This window comes from Methanosarcina mazei S-6 (assembly GCF_000970205.1).
Lineage (GTDB): Archaea > Halobacteriota > Methanosarcinia > Methanosarcinales > Methanosarcinaceae > Methanosarcina > Methanosarcina mazei.
Genome location: NZ_CP009512.1, coordinates 1,944,055 through 1,967,818, shown reverse-complemented (window position 1 = coordinate 1,967,818; position 23,764 = coordinate 1,944,055). Strand labels below are relative to the sequence as shown.

Genomic DNA, 23,764 nt, shown 5'->3' with positions numbered 1-23,764 from the left:
CCATGTTGTCCATACCTGCAAATTGACGGCTCAGGATGCTTCTGACTTTAAAATAATTGTTAGAAATAAAACCTGAAATGTCGCAGTCTATTTATTATTCAGACGTACCAGAGATAGAAAATGCCTGAAAAACCAGAGGAAAAACTGTTGATCCTGCAACTTTCCGAAGACTCCCGAAAAATTTCCAGGATCCTTTCTAATGAGATTTCGATCAGGATTCTCAAATTACTTGACAGAAAGTCGATGTCTGCAAGTGATATTGCAGACGAGCTTGGAGTGCGCCTGAACACCCTCAAATACAACCTTGATTCTCTTCTCGAAATCGAACTCATAAGGGTGAGGCAGGTAAAGTGGAGCAGGAAAGGAAGAGAAATAAAGGTATATGAGACAGTAGGAAAAACAATAATCCTGCTGTCCGGAAAAAAGAATTCGGATATGTCCCTCATATTAACATTGCTCCGGCATTACAATCTGAAAAGTCCGGAAAAGAAGGATACCTCAGAGATTTCGGGACTATGTTGTGAGCATGGAATATGAAAAGATGCGGATTAGACCTGATTAATGTATTTACATCATAATTGATTATCAAATCACAATAAATTCATAGATCATAATAGATTATCAGATCATAATTGATTCACAGATCATAATTGGTTATCAAATCATACTGATATCAAATTATACTGATATCAGATCATATCAATATCAGATCATACTGATATCAGATCATATCAATATCAAATTATACTGATATCAGATTATATCAATATCAAACCATAATAGATTCACAGATTATAGTAGATTATAACATATTCCCGGGGTTTGTCAGGAAAATTTTCGGACTCAAACCTGATATAACATATAAAAACAATAAATCAATGTAGAGCCCAGTGACTATTTAACAGAAGCGTAGACCGGTATGAAAATTAAATTTTTGTCCCTTAAACTCCTGCCATTGGTTATTATACTTACAGGAGTCATTGTAAGTTCAGGTTGTGCTGATTCGTCACAGGCAGAGCCTGTTAATTACAAATATCACGGAGACCTTTACAGGAGCATTTTTTATCCTTACGCCGGACTCCTTAAAGGCGACGTGATACCAGGAATAGGTTATCAGGACCATCCTCCGGGTATGCCTGAAATTAAGGACTCATCCCGCTCTATGCAGGATGCAGCATTCATGCTTGCCAGGAACATCGTAAAGGCAGAAGCTATATCTGCAAAACTTGAGCCGGGTGTTCAGTACCTGAGAGACCAGGGAAAAGACGTGAACAGGCTTGAGTCTCTTCTCGAAGAATACAATGGTCTTGTAGAAGAGGCAAAATATTACCTGGAACTTGCGGTATCCTCATCAGGAAAAGACGAAGGCACTGCCGGAAAAAATGAGGTCTCAGAAGACGGATCTCAGGTCGAAAGCTCAGAAAAGGAGTATCTGATCCAGTCGCAGAAGAGGATGATCCAGGCAAGCATGGTTCTTAAAGACATATTTGAAGAATTCAAGCTCCTGATGCCCGGAAATGAAGAATTGAACGAAACAGACCGGCTCAGTGCAACTGGTGAGGGAAGAGTCACCCTTATGGGCGGTTTTGATATCAAACTGCACCTGGAAGAAGGTGAAATTGCAGTAATGTCCCCTGATTCCATAATAATTATTGAAGGGGATTACGTACTTGAAATTAAAGAAAGCGGCCCGGAAAACATATTCATTTACCATATACAATCCGCTGACATGGAGGTTTCCGGCAGGCACAAAACACTTTTGCTGAATGGAGAAAACATCACTGTAGAGGCAGATGGCGAAGGATATGCGTCTTTCTTTGGAAACGGAACCTATAGCGTTGAAAATGCCGATGGTATGAAGAGAGAAGGACAATGGGCGCTGGACTCATTTCTTAAAGAAATAGCTCCGGGAAGACCAGGAAAAACGGAGAGCAGAGTCCCCCCGATAGGTGTACACGATCCGGAAACCGGGATAAGAGAAAAATTAATGGTGAGAGCCGGTTTTACTGAGAAGAATTAACTTTATTAAAAGAGAGTCCATAAAGTAGGGCAAGTATAGAAGTATAATTAAAAAGATAAAAAATTCAAACCGCATCCGGGTTTCCTGATAAAAATGAATCTGAAAGTATTTATTATCTTTATTGCTGCTGTAGCACTTCTTGCGGTACCTGTCCTGGCAGAAAGCAACACAGCCACAATTCGTGGAGTGGTATATAGCTGGGATACCTTCGAGCCTCTGGAAAATGCTATAGTTGAGGTAAACTCCACACCGTCCCAGTCCATGATGGCGAAGTACGGTATTTATTCTTTTGAACTGGAGCCCGGAAATTATCTGATTACAGCCAGTTATTATGAAAACAGCACCCTTGTTAATTCAGCCGAGAAGTCTATTGAAGTTAAGAAGGGAGGAAGCTATGTAATTGACCTTTTTCTCCTTCCCGTTTATTCAGAAGAATTAATCGATACCGGGGATGCGAAAAGTTCCGGCATACAAGCGGTCAGTAATAAGTCAGATGCTGCAAACAATTCCGATGTAAATGACTCAAACCCCGTTAATGCAAGCACATCTGAAACCGATAAAAAGAATGGAGCATTTGCCAACCCATCGGTTTATTATTTCCCTGCAGCCCTTTTATTGTTTCTCCTCCTGGCTGGCGGTTATACTCTCCAGAAACATAAAAATGCAGAGAAAAACAGGCATGAAGACAGAGGACTGAAAAAACGTCAGCCTGAAGCAGGTAAACCGGATAAAGGCGGGCTTTGGGAAGAAAAAGCAGAATATGAAATGGAAAAAGCCTTCACGCCCGCAAGCACAGCCGAATTTTCAGCAAAAACCCCTGAGGAAAGTATTGAGCAGAAATCCGAACCTGAACTTCCTGAACCCGTAGAAACCCGGTACTCAGAAGAACTGAAGCTTGAATTTGAGGAAAAAGAAAAACAGCTGGATAGAAAAGACGAGGAGTTTAGACCTGAAATAAAACCGACATCTTTAGAGCAGGGCTCTGAAGATGAAAAGGAAACCTCTGTTAAAAAAAATGAGCCTGAGGCTGAACCCGAGCCGTCAAAGCCGCCTGAGAAAGAAAAACCCGTTATCAGAAAGAATCTCCCTCTCCCGGCAGACCTTCAGGAAATAATGGATATAATCAGGGGCCAAGGAGGTAGAATTACGCAAAAAGACCTCCGCAGCAAACTCAAGTATTCCGAAGGAAAGGTCAGCCTCATGCTTGCAGACCTCGAAAGAAGAGAGCTGATAGAGAAATTTAAGCGGGGACGCGGAAATGTTATAATCCTGAGGGATGAGAAAAGATAAAGTCTCCTGAATTTAATTTCTCCTGCCCTCTGGATTTATTATCCCGAAATTCTAATTTTTTTCATTTTTTTCATAAATGACCCATATAGAGAACGACTTTGCATGGGTCAAGATGGGACAAAGACACCTGAGGGGACAAAGACACCTGAATTTACTTTCCTTCAGTCCTGTTGAGTTCAGATCAATCTATACCCAACGATTCTTAAACTCTCAGTTTAGTAACTCAGTTTAGCGATAGAACCGCATGTGATAGAATACAGGAACCTCATATCTCATTTTTCAAAAACAGCTTGTATAGAAAGCCTTTCTGAGATTATGATTGAGTACTACAAAAATAATACTTTATCGAGAGTACAATTGCTGATTAGAGGCTAATTAAAGAATAGATTGCTGAAAATATCCAGAAAAAAGGTTCATTGCGAAATTCATAGCACATATCTCCTTTTTTGAGTTAAGTATGCTTTTATTTTTAAATGCTTATGATGGGTTGACTGCCTCACGCCCTCCTGAGCAGTCAGCTGATAAAACACCTTTCTGAAAGGTGTTTCAGTCAGAAAGGAGCAAACGGGAACTGGCACCTGAAAAAAACACCTCGCCACCAGAAACTGGAAACCCTTCAAAACATTCAGGTGCCGCCTGTTCTAAAAAAGAGAAGAGGGCAGTCAAAAAGAAAAACTACACCCCAGAAGATGAGGCGCCATGCATCTTGCAGGTGCCTCATTAACTCCTCGAATAGTCATCAGACCGCACACAGTCTGATCGGGTCATATTATGAGGGTCATATTATTAGGGTCATATTATGAGGTCCAGATAGATATGGCCGGCCTGATAAAAATATTGAAAAAGAGTGAGAAAAGTACTGAGAAAAAGAGTGAGAAAAGTACTGAGAAAAAGAGTGGGAAAAGTAGTGAGTAATGGAAAAGGTAGTGAAAATGATAAACACAAGACAGGTAAAAAGAAAAATCAAACTCAAACAACTCTGAAAAGACTCAGTTCAGCCTGAAAATTGAGCCTGAATAAGGCTGGGATTTTAGAGGTATCCATGACACTTACTGAAATAATAGAAACATTTAAAACCAGGTTTAATTCCTCAAAAATAATGGATTCACTGGAAAAAGCGGCGAGTTTTAACGGTGAATCAGACAGCGGGTCAGGTGAGAAAGATTCAGGGGCGTACCTGGAAAATAACCCTTATGTTAGTTTTTCAGGCAGCTATGTTAAAAGCCCGGGGATAAGCAGAATCACCCGGGATGAAAGAGAACCTCTAATTAAACTGACCAACGTCTGGAAAATCTACCAGATGGGAGAGGTCGAGTTTGCAGCCCTTAAAGGAATAGACCTGGAGATTTACGAAGGGGAATTCCTGGTTGTTCTGGGACCTAGCGGGAGCGGTAAAAGTACACTTATGAATTTGCTGGGCTGCCTGGACATACCATCAGAAGGTACGGTGTACCTTAACTCAGAAGATATCTCAGAACTTGATGAATCCGAGCTTGCAAGAATCCGCGGGCAGATGATAGGCTTCATTTTCCAGAGTTTTAACCTGATTCCCACACTCAGCACGGAAGAAAATGTACTCCTGCCTCTGGAATTTCAGGAAGAGAACCGGGAGGCAGCCCGAAAAAAAGCATCATACCTTCTTGATATTGTCGGGCTTTCAAACAAGAAAAAGAACCTGCCTTCTCAGCTATCGGGTGGGCAGAGGCAGAGGGTTGCAATAGCACGATCCCTTGCTGTAAATCCGCCTATAATCCTGGCAGATGAGCCTACAGGAAACCTGGATACCAAAACAGGAGATTACATCCTGAAATTTCTGGACGGGCTGCACGAAAGAGAAGGGAAAACAATCATTATAGTAACCCATGACCTTGACCTGGTAAAATATGCAACACGGGTAGTGTACATCAGGGACGGGGAAATAGAAAAAATCGAGGAGCGCAGGAAAAACGGAACGGAGGAATAAAAATGAGGAAATTCTCTTTACTGGCAATCTTATTGTTATTTTCAATATTCATATGCCTGGGGGCTGGAACAGCTCTAGGGGCATCAAACGGAAATATAAATTCTTCATCCCTGGAGGTTAACATGACAAAACAGAACCCTGACACTGCGCGCCCCGGAGAAACTGTTGAACTTACTGTCAGCGTGCAGAACGTTGGTACAAAAGACCTGAAAGATATTACTGTCAAAGTAAACCCTGAATATCCTTTCACAGGAATTTCCGGGCAGTCCCTTGAAAAGAGCATTTCCTATCTGAATGCAAGACAGGACGACAATGAGGGAGGAGTCCTCAAGTTCAAACTGATGACAGATGCCGGCGCATCTGCAGGTACTTATGATATCGACATCGTCACCACTTACAAAAGCGGGTCAGGGTCTTCATCAACCACGTACACCACTAGAAAAACCATAACTCTCGAGGTAAGGGGAAAAGAATACGCCCAGATTGTGACAATAGACAAGGCAAATATTGACATTGCAAAAGAAGAAACACTCGAATTTATAGTAACAAACACCGGAACTTCGCCTCTGAAGAACATGGTAATTTCCTGGAAAGACCCTGAAGGGGTGGTCCTGCCGGTGTATTCGGATAATACAAAATACATTAAATACCTGGATGCTGGAGAGTCCGTAAAAATTGTTTACGCAGTAATGGCGGATGTGAACGCAGAGCCGGGCCTTTACACACTTGACATAAATATGGTTCTTGAAGACTATGAATCAAATGAAAATACTATCAACACCACAGCAGGAGTTTTCGTAGGCGGAGAAACCGACTTTGATGTGTCCTTTTCTGAAAGTGATGAGGGGGAAGTCTCGCTTTCGGTTGCAAATGTAGGCAACAATATAGCGTATTCGGTGAAAGTATCTGTTCCGAAACAGGAAAATTACAAAGTATCGGGAAGTTCCTCAACAATTGTAGGAAACCTTGAGAAAGGAGACTACACAATAGCTTCCTTTGACGTTTTGAGCACACAGGGTGCAGAGGCGTCTCAGGAAGGCGGTTCACGAATACCCGGGACGGCAAAAGCAGGCGTGGAAGAAGAAAATTTAACTGCTGCTTCCGTGGAAAACAAACCTCTGAAAGTCCAGATTGAATATACGGATGCAAAAGGGGAAAGAATAACCGTGGATAAGGAAGTAGAACTCGAGCTTTCCGGAGGAAGCATGCCTGCACAGACAGAAGGACCGGGCAAACGCGGAGGAATAAGCTCTTATCTGCCTTATATTGCAGTGATATTGCTCGCGGGTGGGGCACTTGTGTACCGCAGGAAAATACAGGAAAAGATACAGTTGATGAAAAATAAAAAATCTGGGAATAAGAATCCTGGAGAGCAGAAAACTGACATTAAAACACTCAGAGACTGAAAATAAGCCTGTATATTGCAGAAGGATGTAAAATGAGAAATTCAACCTACCTGAAAATGGGCCTGAACATGCTTGTGCACAGCAAGCTAAGGAGCTGGCTGACCATTATAGGGATAGTTATAGGGATAGGGTCTGTTGTTGGTATCCTATCCCTCGGGAATGCTATGGAAGAGCAGGTTCAGAGCAGGCTTGCTGAAATGGACCTTACTCTGATAAGCATTTCCCCGGGATATACAAAAGCAATGTCAAACATGCCCGGTCCGGGAGGCAGAGGCCCCGGAGCTACGACAACGGATGTCGAATTAACTGATGATGATATTGATGCGCTTCGGGGGCTGGAAGGAATTGAGTACATTGCAGGGCAGATTTCCGGCAGTGAACCTGTGGTTTACGCAGGAGAGAATGCGACCATGACGATCACAGGTGTGGACACCCAGGTATGGCAGTACATGACCAGCCTTAAAACACAGTCCGGAAGGCTTCTCGAGCCATCTGATAAGTATGTCGCAGTTATAGGGAGCGGCGTTGCCAGTGATACTTATGACCAGAAAATAGGAATCAATCAGGTAATAACAATCAATGGCAAATCAGTGAGGGTCGTTGGTATTCTTGAAGAAGAGGGACAGGGTGACAGAAGCATTTACGTGCCAATGGACGCAGCAGTAAACCTGATTGACGATGCAGAAAAAGATGTCTTCGATACCATCACGGTAAAAGCAAAGAGTGAAGACCTTGTGGACGGGCTGATGGAAGATATTGAAGACAAACTCATGATCTCAAGGCATATTATTCGAGAAGATGACAGGGATTTCTCTGTCAGTGCCTCAAAGTCCATGGCTGAATCTGTTACTGAAATGACGAGTTCGATGACCCTCTTCCTCGGGGCTATCGCAGCCGTATCCCTGCTTGTAGGGGCAGTGGGTATTGCCAACACCATGTTCACCTCTGTCCTTGAAAAGACGAAGGAGATAGGCACCATGAAAGCGATTGGAGCTAAAAACCGGGATATACTCATGATCTTTCTCTTCAACTCTGCAATGGTAGGGCTTGTAGGAGGCATCCTTGGAGTAATCCTGGGAGCTTTTGTTTCGACCCTTTTCCCGCTGCTTGGAATGACTATGATGGGAGGAGGGGATTCGGGACTGTATCTTGCACCTGACCTTATGGCTTTCGGGCTTATCCTTGCAATCGTAATAGGTGTAATTTCAGGTGTGGTACCGGCTTACAGGGCATCAAAACTGAGGCCTGTAGATGCTTTAAGATACGAATGAACTGACAAAAAATTTGAAACAAGGGATAAAAAATAAAAAAAATAAAAAAAGAAAAGATAAAAACGAAAAGATAAAAACGAAAACATCTAAAAGAAAACATCTAAAAGAAAACATCTAAAAGAAAACATCTAAAAGAAAACATAAAAAATTAAGAAAAAGTCTACCCTTATTTCTTAATTTTTTCAATAAACAGGTAAGAAAATTTTCACTATCTTCTTATTCCTGTATCCGGGAATTCCACCCATGACCCGGAATTTGCTAGAAAGGATCTGAAACTTTTCTACATATATCCGAGCCAATAGCTGAAAGTCCGTTCAGGGAGAGATCTCCTAAAAAGAAAATACTGCTTAAAATGAAAAACATAAAAATTTTGGAATTCTAAGGCTTGAAAATCCAGAAATCCGGATCATGAAGTTTGCTGAAATATGAGAGTTCCTGTGCAAAAAATTGAAAAAAAACAGTCAGGAACTAAGATGAAAGGTAAACAGGACGGCAGGTAACAGGATGAAAAGAAATGGCATGATTTTACTGACTGCCTTTATAATGACAGCATCTTTTTTTGCCTGTGAAGACCTGGAGACAGGAAGTTCCCTGGCCCGGGAAACCGGTTATATAACTGATATTTATGACGCTATCTCCGGGGGTATCTCCGGGGGTAATATTTCTGAAGCCGCTGAAAATGATACCGGTTTTTGCCGTTCGACTGTCGAAAACCGGATTTCAGGAAGCTGGTACTTCCGTCTGATAGATATTTTTGAAAACAAATGTTATATTGTTGAAAACTGGGACCGGAAATTCGATCTGCCGCCCGGGCAGGGGGAAAGGATGAAGAATAGAGACCATGCGATGCGGCACAGGAGTCCATTTATCAGGAGGGGAAACCCGGAACAGATTCCTCCTGCTTTCGCAGGAGAAGAGCCAGTAAGAAGTGGAATCCCTGAAAGAGAAGAGTTTAATAATTTCATGAAAGAGCAGTCAATGGAGAGTGAGAATATAAGCTCCAGTTACCGGGCATATGTCACCCCGGATGCCTTGGCTGTGAGGTCTTATCTAGAAGAAAACGGTCTTGATGATAAATATGAGATTTATGAATCAGCTCTCTCATGGGTCTGGGTATCAGATGAAACATTGAATAATGTAGAGGAAAAATGGCTAACTCCAGCTGCGTTCCTGGAAGAGACATCTTCATATTTGAGCAATCCTGTATATGGTGAACCTGCCAGTGACTGTGAAGAACAGGCAAATACCCTCGCTTCCCTTCTGATAGCCTCGGGAGAATATAATGGGAGTACAGTCAGGGTTGTGGTAGGAAAAGTCGATTTCGGAGAGGTCAGTGGTGGACATGCCTGGGTTGAGGTTTATGAAGACGGAAAATGGTTCCCTCTGGACCCCACGGACGGACCCTACTACGATGATGACAGTTCAGAACTGGTATCTGCAGATTCTTCCGAAAAAGGCTATGACAAATACCGTAACAGTGCGTATCCGGCTGTGGAAATCTGGTATTACTATAATGATAAGTATTTCATAGATCTGGATTTACGGCTTGAAAATGCTCCTGTATACTGGAATAACATGCCAGAGAGTTATCAGAATATAAATCAGGTCGAAGATGATAATTCCGACAATTTAATATTTTCAATTTTGCTACCTCGTATTCATTCATACATGAAGTGGAATAGAAAAACCGAAGGTGCTCCCTTTTCCCACTTCGCTTTTGAACCAGACTGCGCCGCCGTGAAGCTGCACAATTTCCTTTACGAGAGCAAGGCCAAGTCCGGTTCCCTGATATTTTCTGGACGAAGAAGAGTCTATCTGGCTGAAAGGCTTGAAGAGTTTATCGTGGTCTTCTGCCGCAATTCCTATCCCTTCGTCTGAGACGGAAACTTCAATAAAGTTATTGTTTTGTGATGCTTTTACCCTTACACAGCTGTTTTCATTTGAAAATTTAACCGCATTTGTCATCAGGTTGCTCAGGACCTGTGTGATCCTCTCCCTATCCCCATAAATACCTGGAAGGTCTTTTTCAATCTCAAGCTCCAATTTTATTCCTTTGCTGGCAGCAAACGGAAATAGCATATCCCTGACTTCAGCAAATACATCAGCCAGCCAGAAAGTGCTGTAATGAAGTTCAAATCCTCCCGCTTCTACTTTGGAAAGGTCAAGGATCTCATTGATAAGGTTCAACAGGTGTTTTCCGCTGCCTGAAATATTCCCTACAGCTTTGAGCTGTCTTGCATTGAGTTCCCCATATACTTTATCATGCAGCAGGTCAGAGAACCCTATTATTGAATTTAGAGGGGTTCTGAGTTCATGGCTCATATTTGCAAGGAACTCGCTCTTGGCATAGTTTGCGACCTCTGCATCCTGTTTTGCACGGAAAAGTTCAATTTCATATTTTTTCCGTTCAGTTATTTCCACTCCGGTTTCCAGGTATGCGATGATGTTTCCGGTCTCGCCACATATGGGTTTTAACCTGAGCAGCCAGGTCTTTCCTTCCGGCGAAGTAAACTCATGGTCTGTCCAGATCGGTGCCCCGGGTAGCTGGAGTCCAGGGGAAATTTCTCTATCATTAACCGGGATATTCAGAGCTGTTTCTTTATTTTCGATCATTAAAAGATCCCTGTTTTTAAGAGCAGCTTGATTTGCCCAGCGGACATTAAATTCCGGGTCTCTCAAAACCACTATTTCTTCAAGAGAATCTAAAATAAACTTCTTTTCATATTCACTCGCCCTCAGCTCCTGCTCGGCAAGTCTGATGCTGAAAAGCATATCATTGATGCCTTTTGAAAGCCTGTGGATCTCATCCTCCCCTTCCATTTCCAGCTTTTTTGAGGTATCTTTATCTCTTTTTACTTTCTTAAGGAAGTTATCAATTGTAATCAATCTAGAAACAAGAAGGCGGTCGATGCTGAACTTGGTTGCAGCCCCTGTAGCGATCCCGCTGATCAGCAGGAAAATGTAGATATAATACAGAGTTTTTTCGCCCTGTTCATAGAGTTCACGGGGATAATCGGCTCTCACAATAGCTACAGGTTCTCCGGTAGTATTCCTCAATGCAAAATATCCGGCTACCCTTTCATTGCCAAGGATTATAAAGGGACTTTTCTCTCCAAGGGCAATTTTATTAAATGCCTCCTGAAAATCGGGGGGCATTTCCTGGTTCAAAGTATAGAGTTCAAGAGATGTCTTGGTACGGTTTTCAAGAAACATTCTATATGAATTATCGAGGTATTTCCCAAAAATAAGAGTTCCGGCATGCGGACTTTCTCCGGGACCTGTTAGAATTGGCCGGCAAACAACAAGCATCGGTCCGTTATCCAGAAGGACGACCCCGTGTATATAATCCGTATCATTATGGGCTATAAGGACTCCACTGTCAATACCTTCCATAATCCCCGCAGGAACCGGGACAACTGTCTCGTTTATGAGATCTACGGACATCGGATAGACCAGGGCTCCTGACTTATTTACAAAAAGCATGAGATTGAGATCCAGACTGTAAAGAGTATTGCCGTCAAGGTTTGATTCTATGTATTGAGGATTTAAGGTATTCACAAAATCATAAGTATCATCCCAGAAAGCCCAGTCCCGTGCAGTTCGGTCAATAGACATAATTTCCCAGGCTATTGCCTGCTCGATTTTCCCGGTATTTTTTTCGGTGTCCTGCTCTTCAAGATCCGAAAAACTCTCCAGCAGGATGGAGTGGGATGCAGTTATTAAAAGTACAGTAAATAAAGCAAATATTGAAAAAGTAACTATCAAGAGTTTTTTACTAATATCCATCCAGATCACCAAGAAATTGCCGGAAAAAATAACTGCATCCTGGCAGATAATAATCTATTGCTATAAGCTGAAATTATAAGCTGAAGTGCAAATATCTACAGTTAAAATAAAATCAAAAAATATATAAGGATTGCTAATCTGCCAGAATTTTTTATGTGCTTTTGACTAATACTCAAAAATAAGATACAATTGTTTATTTAAGAATAGATATAATTGCGTTTCATAGAAATTCGGATCATGATAATTACGTTTTATAGAAATTCAGGTCGCGATTATTGACTTCCCTGGATTTTGATGGCATTAAAATTATATAAACTCCTGCCGCAACTTAAGAAAATTTAAAAAAAAGAAAAAAGCGAAAACATACAAGATTTTCTATGACCAGTAAGGTTACAGGTCAGGGTAATAATAATTTTTCCAAGATTTTACACTTCAATCCGTAGTTCTTATACTTTACCCTGCACTTTTGTATTTAATTTAAGTAAATGAAATGAAAAATACATAAAATTTTTTATAATGAAGCCCAGGCTCCTTTTTCCCTTTGTAAATGTCTGTCTGCATAATTTTTTTATTTTTTAATTTTAATTACAAAAAAGTTGCGTTACTTTCTAAACTTATTATACCCTCCTCCTCATTTGAAAACTGTAAATATAGCGGTTTTTTCATTTGAAATCAAACTTGTTACTTTTTTTAATTAAATGGACAAAAAAAGTTATTTTGAGGCATAGATGTAAATATGACTTAAAAAAAATATATCCAATATACTCAGTGTAACAGAATTGAGGTTTTTATATTGAGATTCCAAAAAATACCCATGAACATATATGAGAAGTTTCATAGGACGTTCAGTGGCAGTAACCAGAATACGTTCAATGTCTGCAATAAATGCGGAGGTGCCTGCGAGCATAATAAAATAGGAACTCTGCTGCCCGGAGAAAAGGAATATATGGCAAAAAAAATGGGTATGAGTCTTTCGGAATTTAAACTAAAGTACCTGGACGTTTTGGAAATGGATGATGGTACGCTTATACATGTATTAAAACTTGGAGAATTATGCCCTTTTTTGAATACGGAAACTGAACTATGTGAGTGCAGGGACTTTAAACCTGTAATTTGCAAGATTTATCCTGTTGTTTTTACAGTCGAATCCGGAAAAGTAAAATTTTCGATAGATGACTGGTGCCAGCTATCAAGAAAAAAAGTTTGCAGGAACTATTTTGAATCCGTAATCCCGCTTCTCTATCGGCTTCCTGTCCCGGTTGAATGGTTCAGGCATGTGGTAAGCTATGATGACCTTTATTTTGATTATGACCAGCTTAGAGAGTCCAGAAAAGGAAAAAGTAGATATGCAGTCTTTACTCTGAAAGAACTTTTAAACTTCCAGAAAGAGGAACTCGCCTGCCATGAGATAGAAACATATGAGCCAGAAACAGGTAGGATGGAATTGTATGAAATAAAAGTGACATCTCCGAACATTGATTTCTGCTCGGAAATCGAGGAGCCTACATTTTGATTAAAAACTGGAAATTCAGTATAAGGATTAGCTATTTTTAAAACTCTCTTACTCAGAGTCCTTTTTTACTTTTTTAAGGCTTCAGGTCTTCAGCCGTTTCTGTACTGTCGGGCGACTTTATTTCGCATTATTATGGTTCATCTTTGGTATTCTTTCTGTTATCTGGTATTTTAATTATTATTTCCGTCAATGGGAACTGTAAAAGCAAAAGTACTTCCTTCTCCTATTTTGCTGTTAAACCAGACTTCGCCCCCATGAAGGTTAACAATCTGTTTAACCAGAGAGAGGCCAAGGCCTGTACCCTGGAATGTTTTTGAAGAAAAGGAGTCAACCTGGCTGAAGGGCTTGAAGAGCTTGCACTGGTCTTCTTCTTTTATCCCGATTCCTTTATCTTTAACCGTTATTTCTACAAGATCTCCTTTCCTTTCCGCCCTTACCTTTACAAGTCCATTTTCATGAGAGAATTTTATGGCATTATCCATAAGGTTATACATTATCTGGACAAACCTGGCTTCGTCGGCACGGATATGTGTAAGGCCCTTATCCACTTCAATATCAATTTCAATGTTTTTCCTGTCTGCAATAGGAGACAGCAAACTTTTTATTGCATTGAGCTTGCCGGCAAGTTCAAACTCTTTATAATCAAGTTCCATTTTTCCTGCTTCCACTTTAGAGAGATCGAGGATATCGTTAATCAGATTCAGGAGGTGTTTGCCACTCCTTGAGATATTCCCAACAGCCCGGGCCTGTTTTTCATTAAGCTCTCCATATACTTTTTCGTATAAAAGATCAGAGAACCCTATTATTGAATTAAGAGGGGTTCTGAGCTCGTGGCTCATATTTGCAAGGAATTCGCTCTTGGTACGGTTTGCAATCTCTGCGATCTGCTTCTCATGGAGCAGCCTTTCAGCTTCTTTTCTTTCAGTGACATCCCTGCATGTCTGGAGAATGCCTATGATTTTTCCCTGCTCGTCAGGTACAGGAATTGCCTGGGCAAACCATACTCTTCCGTCCTGTGCGGTATATTCCCCTGATTTCTTCTCACCTGTGGTAAAGATCTCTTCAAGGTTCAGATGTTCAACTAAAGATCCGCTTATGCCCGGAGCGACCTTAAGACAGACTCCAATTGCTTTCTCAAGACCCATATTCATATATTCGAGTGCAGCTTTGTTTGCCCAGATTATTTTTAGTTCCGTGTCCACAAAAACTGCCAGTTCGTTAAGTGAGTCAAGCAGGACTTTCTTTTCACGTGCCTGGGCTTTTAACTCCTGTTCTGCCAGATAAATCTCATTTAACATCCCGTTTATTTCTCTTGACAGGCGGTATAACTCGTCATTATCTTCCAGAGACAATCTTTGAGAAAGATCTTTTTCCGACCTGACTCTTGTTACGAAGTCATCGACTTCGACTAATCTTGAAATAAATAGTTTATCCAGAACAAATTTGACCCCCACCCCTGTCATGAGTCCTGTCAAAAGCAAAAAAAAGTACATATAATTGAGGGTTCTTTCACCGTGTAAATAAAGTTCCCTCGGGAAGTCCGCCCTGAGAATGAGAGCAATATCCCCTTTTATATCTTTCAAGCCGAAATAACCTGCGATCTGTTTTTTATTCAGAGGATCAACCACAATATTGTCCGAATTTTGGGAAAAGTTTTTAATTTTGTTCTGAAAATCCTGGGGCATCTCTTCATCTGCCCTGTACATTAAAAGAGAAGAACGTGTAACTTTTTTAAAAGATTCAAGTAAAGCATCATCAAAATATCTCCCAAAAATGAGAGTGCCTCTTGAAGGTCCTTCATATTTTGTCGTCAAAATAGGGTGGCACGCAATAAACATAGGATCTTCATCAAGCAAAACAAAACCGCTTATAGAATCGTTCTCACCTTCTGTAAGAAGACTCCCATCTTCTATCATTGCAAGGAGTTTTCTGGGGACGGGTGCTTCTTCTGCCGTGCTGGTGTTGACGGATTTTACATACACAACTTTCCCGGAATTATTAACAAAAATCATAACATTTACATTAATCCCGCTGAGCGTTTGATTCTGCAGGTCAACCTGAATGTATTCCGGATTTTTGTCTTCAATAAACTGATATGTATCGTCCCAGCACGCCCAGTCCTGGACAATGTAATCAAGGTAACTCTGCTCAGTAGCAACAGCGTTCTGCACCCTCTCTACATTCTCAAATGTATCAGCCCGTTCAAGCTCCAAAAAGTTGGACAGCTGCATGTTATGTGTGAATGTAAATGAGGCTGTAAGAACTGTAAAAATTAAGAGGGTGATAATAAGAACCTTTTTACTAATATCTATTGCCATACCCCCAATAACTTAAAAGTAAAGAGGAGCCTGAGGTTAATATATTATTTAATATTAAAAGAATAGAAACTATATAAGATTTAGGAGACACATTAAATAAATTTAAGCATAAATATTATTAACTTTTTCTTTTGAATTTATTAGTTTCAGGAAAAAATAAAAGTGAACTTATATAAGCAATCTCAAAAACTTAAATATTATCTTTCGACAGGATTTCGGCGGACCTTACAATAATAAGAAAAATACTTGATTTAGAAAAATACTTAATTTAGAAAAATACTTAATTTAGAAAAATACTTAATTTAGAAAAATACTTAATTTAGAAAAATACTTAATTTAGAAAAATACTTAATTTAGAAAAATACTTAATTTATGTCTTCCTTAGAACCGCCTTTCTTGCAGCAAGATAGGACTTTTCTGCAACTTCAGAACTTCCGCTCATATTAATAATTTTCATGCCAAAAGTGAGGGCAAAGTCTTCCACATTCCTATCAAAGTAAGGGTCGTATAAAATCCCGGAGTCTATTTTTGCAGCCAGGCAGTACCTCGAGTTTTTCAAATACCTGTTGTTTAAGTCCCTGTTTCCTGACTCCTTTTCAAGCATTTTCCAGCTTGAAGCCCACATGGGTGTCAGGTAAATAGTACCTTTGCCCCTGCATTCAAGCATGGCTCCTGCATATGCATCATTTCCTCCAAGGGCTGCACTGATGCAATCTTCAACGATTTCTCCGGAGCTGTCTTTAAGGAAAAAAAGAGGGCATTCAAGGTCTGCAAAATCTCTTTCCAATCCTCCCAGAACATGACCGCAGGTTCCATAGAAAATAAGGATCCCGTCAGAAAATTTAGCCATTTCCCGGACGTTTTTATACACTTCAGACTTAAGAAGCTCAAGATCGACATGAAGCCCAAGCCTGAGCAGGTTTATGACCACATCTATTTTAATTCCTGCCCCGGACTCGATTTTCTCATTCATTTTCCGGAAGAAATGGAAATGCATGAGCATCTTTGAGATCTTTTTAAAACCAGGGCTGAATCCGGTTTCAAGGAGCATAGGGACTCTATCCAGAGATATGACCCGCGGGACAAGGCCTCCGGACCTTAGCTTGCGAAGGAATCCAGATATATTATTGTTCTCCACAACTATTAGCTGCCTGATTTCGCAATCCCTTATAAGTACATGTACGAGCTCATCTTCAAGCATCCCACAGGCAATAATACTTAATACAGGCATGTTACACGCAGATGTTTCTGGCTTACATTTATAGTTTGGGTTTTTGAAGGCAGTCAGAGCAGGTTATGCAGCAGGTAAAATGAAGTAAGTGGTTGAAGAGTGTGAACCGGGATTGAAGAGTATAAACTATGATTTAATATGAGAAACCGGGATTGAAGAGTATAAACTGTTATTGAATAGAATTTGATTAGGTAGTAATGCCGGGATTAAATAAAATTGATTAAATGAAGTAAATCAGATACAAAATTGATACAGAGAAGTATCAGAAGCAGCAGCCAGGTCAGAGGAAATGGAAGAAATATCATTAACAAAATAAGTAAGGTTAATAAAATATGACTTACCGCATCCTCTATTTGTTTTTCACTGCTTTTTTGCATTAGTTATTTTTTGAACCTTTCAGGAAGTTTTTTATCAGGAGTCACTCCGTAGTATTTTGTCCTTGCAGCTCCCCAGATGCAGCCGTTTTTCCCGAAGATTTTAAGCTCAAGGTTCTGGATAGACTTGCAGATACTATTGCCTGCTCTTGCGCCTTTGCAGACAATGCAGAGTTTCTCACAAAAAATTGGAGGTCTTCCTTTATTTTCAACCATTTCCTCACTCCCGATATTTCGTATATCCATATATTGTACTTTTTGGAGATATACTTATTTCAGGGGACAACCTGCCTGACCTGCTCCTTATGCAGAGAGAATATTTCGATAAATCTATTTTTCCATAAATCTATTCAGCAGTTTCTTTATCACAGAAGTTTCTTTCCAGCTTCAGGGCCCGGAGCACACTGGAACACATCGCTTATCATGACTTCGATAAGGGTTTTTGCAGGAAGACCTGGTTTTGCAGCATTCACAATTGCTTTCATTTTATCGAATTTTTCGCCAGAGCTGATGATTGTAGCTTTTCCTTTTATCTGGAAGCATCCGCCTGTTTCAGGTCCCCATACATAGATCGCAACGTTCGGGTTTTCTTCCAGGTTTGCAAGGGATTTAACCATGAAGTTGTCAGCAATCCAGATTGTTTCATCATCCACAAGCTGGCAGAAACCTATGGGGACCACATTGGGGACGCCCTCTTTTGAAGCCGTTGCAACAGGGAAGATTTTTACTTTCGAAAAAGCGGTTTTCATTTCTTCAGTTAACTTTACCATAATATTTCACCATCAGAATGATTTGCAGTATAAATTTATATATTTAAGCGTTAGAATTCTGTACCTGAAAGATTATTTGTGTACTTTAATAACCTTTCAGGGCTAAAAAAGTATTATATAATGTTGTTTGCGCATGAGCAGGAGTAAAAGTTATGACAGGTGATATCAGAGGTCTTGGAGAGGAACTGCTGAGAGAAATCGGTTTAAAAGAGGGCTTTAATAACGAAGAAGTTATTAAATGGAAAAGCTGGCTGCAATCGTACAGTTTTTGCTCTGATTATACGGATGACCCTTACGCCTGGCTTACGGATGTTCTTGCTTTGAAGTCCGTAGATTCGGGAAATTACGGGGTTGGAAGTATAATTGTGGATCGGGACGGAGAAACTGTGGCTTTCGGGCACAACCTTATGTACTCTCCTTCTTTCCGGAGTGACCTGCACGCGGAAATGGTAACGTTAAATTATTTTGAAGAAAAAAACCCGCAAATTACAACCCTGAAGGACTATACGCTCTATACATCCCTTGAGTCCTGCCCTATGTGCATTATAAGGTTAATTTCAGCAGGTATTAACAGGGTATTTCATGTTTCCCCTGACTCAATAGGAGGAATGGCGGATTCTATAAACCTCATGCCTCCCCTCTGGAAAGAACTCTCCGAACCTCAAGTTTTTGCAAAAGCCAGCTGTTCTTATGAACTTTCAAAAGCCGCAACAGCAATAATGCTTATAAATGCGGATGAACTGCTTGAAATTCTAAGAAAGCGCCGTTTGTAATATTTCTTAACCGAAAATTTACTCTCTATAGGGTCTTCGAGCTACCTGTAATAAAACCCTGATAAAAAATCCTGAAGAAAGGGGCAGAGCTTCTCTTTCAAAACAGAAAAGTCTTTTACCTCACTCAGTCAGGAACTTGACCGGAATTGCCAGAGATACTTTAATGGACGGGCATTTCAGAGAACCAATCTTCAAATAAAACCTAAAAATGAGAAGATTGAAAAGTATGGGGAATAATATTTCAGGCAATTTTCAGCCGTACAAAAACGATAACGCATGAGACATACAGGTTTATAATATTCAATAGATTTTTTAATAGAAATTAATTTTAAACAGACATTTTTTTAAAAAGACAGAGATTACCAAAAACAGATAAGGTTAAATAAAAAGAGCATATAATGTGATATGAAAAATAGATCATAAAGTATATCTTTTAATTGTATACGGGGGGAAAAAGTATTAAGAAACTTGGAATTCTCATAGTGTTACTTTTAGCAGGGATACTTTTCGTTTCCGGATGTGCTGAAGATACCCAGGAAGAAACGGGTGTTGAAGAAGCAACTCCGGTAGAAGAAGTCGCTGTGACAGAAATTGAAGAAGAACCGTCCGATGAAGAAGAGGGAATAATGCCGGATGAAGAGCCGGAAACTGGCGTTAATGAAACCGCAGAAGAAGGCAACCTGACAATTGTTGGCGCTGCAGAAGCTGCAGGATACACCACATTTGCTTCACTTGTCAGGGATGCAGGGCTTGAGGATACCCTGAATGAAGGGACATACACTGTCTTTGCTCCTACTGATGAAGCCTTTGATGCACTTCCGGAAGGAACTCTTGAAGATCTCCTTGCAGACGAGCAGGCTCTTACCGATGTGTTAACCTACCATGTCGTGGAAGGAGAATACATGGCTTCGGACCTCGAAGACGGGCAGACGCTTACTACTGTGCAGTCAGCTACGCTTCCTGTGAGTATTGCAGATGATGAGGTGACTATTGGAACCGCAACGGTTGTCGAACCTGACATTGTCGCAAGCAATGGTGTCGTCCACGGAATCGATGCAGTATTGATTCCTCCTGAAGCGTAAGATAAGAAGCAAAGTTTTGAAGCAAAATTTTTAAATTTTTAATTCTTTTTTATATTTTACCCTTTTCCATGCCTGCAAACGCAGGCATTTCCTGTTTTCAGGTTAAAATAGTAGAACGATTAAAGAGTGATTAGACTGAAGGACGGATAAAATCCAAAAATTATGAATTAAAATTCAAAATTAAAAGTAACTGCTCAGAGTATAGTTAACGGCGCTCCTATGAGCGCCGCACGAATACCCTCTAAAACAGGTAAACCGTTCTTTTTTCCTGTAGAAATGTACGCCCTAATTCTGCAGAAAGCTTGCGCTCCCATTGCTTTTCTGAAAGTTCCCGATATTTTCTGCTGTAGTTTCATCATCCTGATATCTCTTTCTGCCTGATTATTATCAAATGGAACTTTCAAATCTGTCAGGAATCTCAGAATCTTTTCTTTGTGTTCTATAAACCTATCCAGCAGATTCCTTGATTTTGTTTTTGGATTTTTACCGCGTTTTCCCTGTTTTTCAGGATTTAGAGAATGCGGATTTTCTTCAAGCGCTCTAATGATAATTGCATCAAACCTTTCTTCCAATGCTTTAATTTGCTCAAAATCAGGTTCTCTTAATTGCTCTTTACACTCATCAGTGTATTTCTTCATCTCAGTGAGCAGTTCATTCATCTCTTTAGCCCATGTCTGTTTATAGTTCTCTTCAATTCCTGTAAGTTCTCTCTGTAAATGAGCGTTACACAGAGCATGATCACAATCATAAACGTTGTAAGGTTTCCATCCATCATGAACTGCTACTCCCTTAAACTTCGGAAGAATTCCCATAGCATCTATTGCTTCTGCTCCTCTTTTTGTATGAGCAAAATAACATGTGTATTTTTCATTAGAAGCTACATGAAGCCAGTGTCTTTTTCCTTCAATCTTCATACCAGTTTCATCAAAATTGATTACAGGCGAGGCTAATAACTTCTCTCTAATAACGTTTTCAAATTCCTCTAAATTCTGGAAACATTCTCTTTCTGCTCTAATTATCGTAGCAGGACAGATTTTTATTCCCATAATGTCTTCAAATAACTCAGAAATTCTATCATAAGGAACAAACTGGTAATTTTTACAGTAAATAGCTGAAGCTAAAATATTAGGGCCATACTGAACCGGATATTTCACTGATTCGGGAAAAACGGCTTTATTCAACTTTCCACAACAAGGACAGGTTTTAATCTGACTTTTATGTTCTGTAACAATTAGATTTACGGGAGGAATGTCAAAGACCTGTCTTCTCTCATAAGCTTCAACTTCAACATTCTCAAGGGTAGATCCGCATTCTTTGCAGCAGGTCAAAGAATGTTCTATTACCTACTCAGGATGATCAACCATATCAAGAGTCGTGCCTGGATGACCTTCCTGACCTCCAGGTTTCTTCCCGCTTGGTTTACGCAGACTCTTGGGATTAGGTTTCTCTTTGACAAAATAATCAGTAGAAGGAGGTCGACTGCTGTTACGACTGTTTTGATTTAAACGAGATTCTAAGGCTACAAGTCTTTCAGTGAGTTCTTTAACTTGAGATTCTAAACTCTCAATGTAAGCTACAATAATTTCAGGATTTGAAGCACAGTAAGAAAGAATCTCATCACGTTTCATAAAGCTAAAAAGGAATCATTTTATATCCAATTTTTCCTCGGAACGAGGAAAAATGTGTAGCCTCGTTAAGGCTACCTGAATAGTTACAATTAAAAATCAAAAGCTGCCAATAAAAATTAAAATTTAAAAATATCTCCTGAAAAGGAGAACAGATGTAAAAAACCATTGAGACTCTCTTTTTATCAGGCATCCTGGTTAGAAATTTACGCTTTCCCTGTGCCCGAATTCAATGCTATAATCCAGATAATAGACAACCGCAGGCTCTATTTTTATCATGATAGTATCGGGGTCAGGCGGCAAATCTGCAATAACAGGGAATTTGGCTGCCATAATTTCCCCTACTTCTCGCAGCTCTTCCTCACTGGCAACTATTGTCGCTTTGCCTTCGACCTGAAGCGCCTTCATATCAAACCAGTCAGGGTCATCTTCATCAACAGTAAATGCTACCTGTGGATTTTGCATGATGTTCTGGACTTTTCGGGTATTTTTATTAGTTGCCAGATATACAATTTCCCTTTCTGAAACATAAGCCATAGTATGAGCCATTGGCCTGCCATCAGGGCTTACAGTTGCCAGGTTCAGATAATAGTGATTTGCAAGGTATTCACAAATCTTATTCTTAATTTGTTCTGTCATACTCCCCCACCAGATGTTATTTACCTATTTTCTCCGGTCAGATATGGTCCCGGAGAAATTTTACATCAACCATTTCCGGATCTTTTTTCCGGATATCCTGTAATGCCGTAAAGGGAAAAATTAACAGTAATTTGCTGATATTTGCAATTCTTTCCCAATACAAGTTATGAGACAAAATTTATAAATTTTTCTTATAAATTAAAGAATCCATGGATAAAAAATTATTAAGGCCTGTACTTCAGGACTTTCTCTTCTTGACACACTCTTTAAGTTTTTCTTCAAGTCTGATCCGGGAGATAAAAACCCCGAACTGGGTTGCAATTGTTTCTATAACCGTGCGCACACTATCTGAGAGCTCGTACTCCATCCTTGAAGCAAGATAAAAAGCAGCAATAACCTTTTTTCCGTATTTTACAGGGATGATTGCCGTAGCTCTGAGGTTTTCCTGCCTGAGAATATCGTCTTTTGAAGTGAGAAGAAGGTCTATGTGCTGTTTGTAGACGGGCTGACCTATCATAACGAGTTTGGCATTTGGAGAATTTGCACTGTAATATGAAGCGTTCTCGATAAAAACTGGAGAAAGACCGCGGTAAATTGCAAGATTGAGGTCACCTGTTTCTTCATCAACCAGATAGATGCCTCCGGCATTAATCTCATCTATCTGAAGGCACGAATCAAGCAGGAGGTCAAGGGTTTCATCAAGGTAATTCGAAGTGCTCAGTGAAATCCCGAGGTCCCTCTGGATATAGAGCAGTTTTTCTTTTCTTTTTCTTTCGGTAATATCGAGAATTATGCCTTTAAGGTATTTTACAACTCCATTTTCGTCGGCTTCGATAAAGGTTCTTTCCTCAACCCAGCGAGCTTCTCCTGACTTTGTCAGTATCCGGTATTCCTGAGAAAAATCGACATAATCTTCTTCTATCCTTCTTGAAAGCTCTCTTTCAACCCTTTCAAAGTCATCCGGGTGGACAATATTCCCGTAAAGGACTTTTCCTGACGTAAACTCTTCTACCGTATACCCAAAATTTTTTACGTTCTCAGAAACAAAATCCGCAGGCCAGTACTTCTCAGGACGCCATAAAAAGACAGTAACGGGGACTTTATTTATTACTGAGATCAGCTCTTTTGCCATCTCAAGAGCACTGCATAAAGCTATCTCATTGATATATTTGCAGGGTTTCTGCCTGCCGTTATTTCCGTTTTTAGCAGAACTGGAAGTCACTTTAGCCATTTTATTCTCCATGCAAAACCTTTTACAGGAAGCTATAAAAAAGTCTTGCGTATTTAATCTTTTTGCTGCTATAACATAGATAGGCATCATAAATTAAAAAGATTGTGATTTGATCCTCATAAAATATCATTATCAGCAGGCTTAATAGCGTTATGGATTAAAAAATATTTGAGATTGTAGATCTCGGGAAATAAGCAGAAAAAACCAAAATAAAAGAGAAAAATATATATATTTAATTAGAATACTCTTTCAGAAGTAAAAAAGTAAGAGAAAATACCAATAAAGGATAAAAATACCAATAAAGGATAGAGAAAATATCAGGAAAAGTCAGAAAAAAAGATATCAAGAAGGCACTTTAGAAATCTTATTTAGATAAACTTCTTTGATACTTTTTTGACCTCTTATTTTCAGGATAGAAGACATCCTATTTCCCTGATGACTTTTTAAATCAGTTTTCTTAAAAGCCTGCCTC

The 23,764-nt window shown here is 39.9% G+C and carries 16 protein-coding genes and 2 pseudogenes; 10 read left to right on the top strand and 8 right to left on the bottom strand.

The genetic code is table 11. The features are described from left to right. The first annotated feature begins 120 nt into the window (after positions 1–120). From MSMAS_RS08455 to MSMAS_RS19860, 7 genes and pseudogenes are all read left to right on the top strand, one after another. Positions 121–537: an ArsR/SmtB family transcription factor gene (locus MSMAS_RS08455; protein ID WP_048046439.1), complete on the top strand. Its 417-nt coding sequence runs from the start codon at positions 121–123 to the stop codon at positions 535–537. Positions 538–919: 382 nt separating this feature from the next. Further along, the gene (locus tag MSMAS_RS08450; protein ID WP_015413046.1) at positions 920–2,020 is read left to right on the top strand and encodes a hypothetical protein; all 1,101 of its coding nucleotides are present in this window, start codon (positions 920–922) and stop codon (positions 2,018–2,020) included. A gap of 93 nt (positions 2,021–2,113) precedes the next feature. Further along, on the top strand, positions 2,114–3,310 hold the full coding sequence (locus MSMAS_RS08445; protein WP_011034992.1) for a helix-turn-helix transcriptional regulator: 1,197 nt from the start codon (positions 2,114–2,116) through the stop codon (positions 3,308–3,310). Between the two features lie 1,042 nt (positions 3,311–4,352). Then, the gene (locus MSMAS_RS08435) at positions 4,353–5,273 is read left to right on the top strand and encodes an ABC transporter ATP-binding protein (RefSeq protein ID WP_048040422.1); all 921 of its coding nucleotides are present in this window, start codon (positions 4,353–4,355) and stop codon (positions 5,271–5,273) included. 122 nt (positions 5,274–5,395) lie between these two features. After that, positions 5,396–6,679: a COG1361 S-layer family protein gene (locus tag MSMAS_RS08430; RefSeq protein WP_230633361.1), complete on the top strand. Its 1,284-nt coding sequence runs from the start codon at positions 5,396–5,398 to the stop codon at positions 6,677–6,679. Between the two features lie 32 nt (positions 6,680–6,711). Then, the gene (locus MSMAS_RS08425; protein ID WP_015413051.1) at positions 6,712–7,950 is read left to right on the top strand and encodes an ABC transporter permease; all 1,239 of its coding nucleotides are present in this window, start codon (positions 6,712–6,714) and stop codon (positions 7,948–7,950) included. Positions 7,951–8,454: 504 nt separating this feature from the next. After that, positions 8,455–9,330, top strand: a pseudogene (locus MSMAS_RS19860) (transglutaminase domain-containing protein); the annotation flags it as partial. 282 nt (positions 9,331–9,612) lie between these two features. Here the strand turns inward: MSMAS_RS19860 and MSMAS_RS08410 are convergent. Beyond that, positions 9,613–11,736 (bottom strand): sensor histidine kinase, encoded by a 2,124-nt coding sequence (locus tag MSMAS_RS08410; RefSeq protein WP_048041407.1) that lies wholly within the window; start codon positions 11,734–11,736, stop codon positions 9,613–9,615. A gap of 793 nt (positions 11,737–12,529) precedes the next feature. Between MSMAS_RS08410 and MSMAS_RS08405 the strand changes: the two genes are divergently transcribed. After that, a complete protein-coding gene (locus MSMAS_RS08405; protein WP_015413054.1) occupies positions 12,530–13,249 on the top strand; it encodes a YkgJ family cysteine cluster protein in 720 nt (239 codons plus the stop codon). A 170-nt stretch (positions 13,250–13,419) separates the two neighbouring features. Here the strand turns inward: MSMAS_RS08405 and MSMAS_RS08400 are convergent, their stop codons facing one another. From MSMAS_RS08400 to MSMAS_RS08385, 4 genes are all read right to left on the bottom strand, one after another. Then, positions 13,420–15,567 (bottom strand): sensor histidine kinase, encoded by a 2,148-nt coding sequence (locus MSMAS_RS08400; protein WP_048046435.1) that lies wholly within the window; start codon positions 15,565–15,567, stop codon positions 13,420–13,422. Between the two features lie 370 nt (positions 15,568–15,937). Continuing rightward, a complete protein-coding gene (locus MSMAS_RS08395) occupies positions 15,938–16,798 on the bottom strand; it encodes a DUF1638 domain-containing protein (protein WP_015413056.1) in 861 nt (286 codons plus the stop codon). Positions 16,799–17,178: 380 nt separating this feature from the next. Further along, positions 17,179–17,388, bottom strand: coding sequence for a hypothetical protein (locus MSMAS_RS08390; protein ID WP_011035001.1), 210 nt, complete (start codon positions 17,386–17,388; stop codon positions 17,179–17,181). Between the two features lie 149 nt (positions 17,389–17,537). Next, positions 17,538–17,942 (bottom strand): pyridoxamine 5'-phosphate oxidase family protein, encoded by a 405-nt coding sequence (locus MSMAS_RS08385; protein WP_011035002.1) that lies wholly within the window; start codon positions 17,940–17,942, stop codon positions 17,538–17,540. Between the two features lie 152 nt (positions 17,943–18,094). Here MSMAS_RS08385 and MSMAS_RS08380 point away from each other — a divergent pair, with 152 nt between their 5' ends. Together MSMAS_RS08380 and MSMAS_RS08375 are read left to right on the top strand one after the other, a co-directional pair. Continuing rightward, complete coding sequence (locus MSMAS_RS08380; protein ID WP_011035003.1) at positions 18,095–18,715, top strand: nucleoside deaminase; 621 nt, start codon at positions 18,095–18,097, stop codon at positions 18,713–18,715. Positions 18,716–19,197: 482 nt separating this feature from the next. Beyond that, positions 19,198–19,797 (top strand): fasciclin domain-containing protein, encoded by a 600-nt coding sequence (locus MSMAS_RS08375; protein WP_226987639.1) that lies wholly within the window; start codon positions 19,198–19,200, stop codon positions 19,795–19,797. 194 nt (positions 19,798–19,991) lie between these two features. Here MSMAS_RS08375 and MSMAS_RS08370 read toward each other — a convergent pair. From MSMAS_RS08370 to MSMAS_RS08355, 3 genes and pseudogenes are all read right to left on the bottom strand, one after another. Then, positions 19,992–21,425: pseudogene (locus MSMAS_RS08370) on the bottom strand (IS66-like element ISMma14 family transposase). Between the two features lie 195 nt (positions 21,426–21,620). Then, positions 21,621–22,061, bottom strand: coding sequence for a pyridoxamine 5'-phosphate oxidase family protein (locus MSMAS_RS08360; RefSeq protein WP_015413059.1), 441 nt, complete (start codon positions 22,059–22,061; stop codon positions 21,621–21,623). A 238-nt stretch (positions 22,062–22,299) separates the two neighbouring features. Next, complete coding sequence (locus MSMAS_RS08355; RefSeq protein ID WP_048037404.1) at positions 22,300–23,292, bottom strand: GAF domain-containing protein; 993 nt, start codon at positions 23,290–23,292, stop codon at positions 22,300–22,302. Between the last annotated feature and the right edge of the window lie 472 nt (positions 23,293–23,764).

Coding starts and splice junctions, on each gene's coding strand:
- MSMAS_RS08385 (WP_011035002.1), bottom strand. CDS start 17,942: ATGGTAAAGTTAACTGAAGAAATGAAAACCGCTTTTTCGAAAGTAAAA.
- MSMAS_RS08435 (WP_048040422.1), top strand. CDS start 4,353: ATGACACTTACTGAAATAATAGAAACATTTAAAACCAGGTTTAATTCC.
- MSMAS_RS08380 (WP_011035003.1), top strand. CDS start 18,095: ATGACAGGTGATATCAGAGGTCTTGGAGAGGAACTGCTGAGAGAAATC.
- MSMAS_RS08390 (WP_011035001.1), bottom strand. CDS start 17,388: ATGGTTGAAAATAAAGGAAGACCTCCAATTTTTTGTGAGAAACTCTGC.
- MSMAS_RS08360 (WP_015413059.1), bottom strand. CDS start 22,061: ATGACAGAACAAATTAAGAATAAGATTTGTGAATACCTTGCAAATCAC.
- MSMAS_RS08410 (WP_048041407.1), bottom strand. CDS start 11,736: ATGGATATTAGTAAAAAACTCTTGATAGTTACTTTTTCAATATTTGCT.
- MSMAS_RS08455 (WP_048046439.1), top strand. CDS start 121: ATGCCTGAAAAACCAGAGGAAAAACTGTTGATCCTGCAACTTTCCGAA.
- MSMAS_RS08355 (WP_048037404.1), bottom strand. CDS start 23,292: ATGGCTAAAGTGACTTCCAGTTCTGCTAAAAACGGAAATAACGGCAGG.
- MSMAS_RS08395 (WP_015413056.1), bottom strand. CDS start 16,798: ATGCCTGTATTAAGTATTATTGCCTGTGGGATGCTTGAAGATGAGCTC.
- MSMAS_RS08400 (WP_048046435.1), bottom strand. CDS start 15,567: ATGGCAATAGATATTAGTAAAAAGGTTCTTATTATCACCCTCTTAATT.
- MSMAS_RS08430 (WP_230633361.1), top strand. CDS start 5,396: ATGACAAAACAGAACCCTGACACTGCGCGCCCCGGAGAAACTGTTGAA.
- MSMAS_RS08450 (WP_015413046.1), top strand. CDS start 920: ATGAAAATTAAATTTTTGTCCCTTAAACTCCTGCCATTGGTTATTATA.
- MSMAS_RS08425 (WP_015413051.1), top strand. CDS start 6,712: ATGAGAAATTCAACCTACCTGAAAATGGGCCTGAACATGCTTGTGCAC.
- MSMAS_RS08445 (WP_011034992.1), top strand. CDS start 2,114: ATGAATCTGAAAGTATTTATTATCTTTATTGCTGCTGTAGCACTTCTT.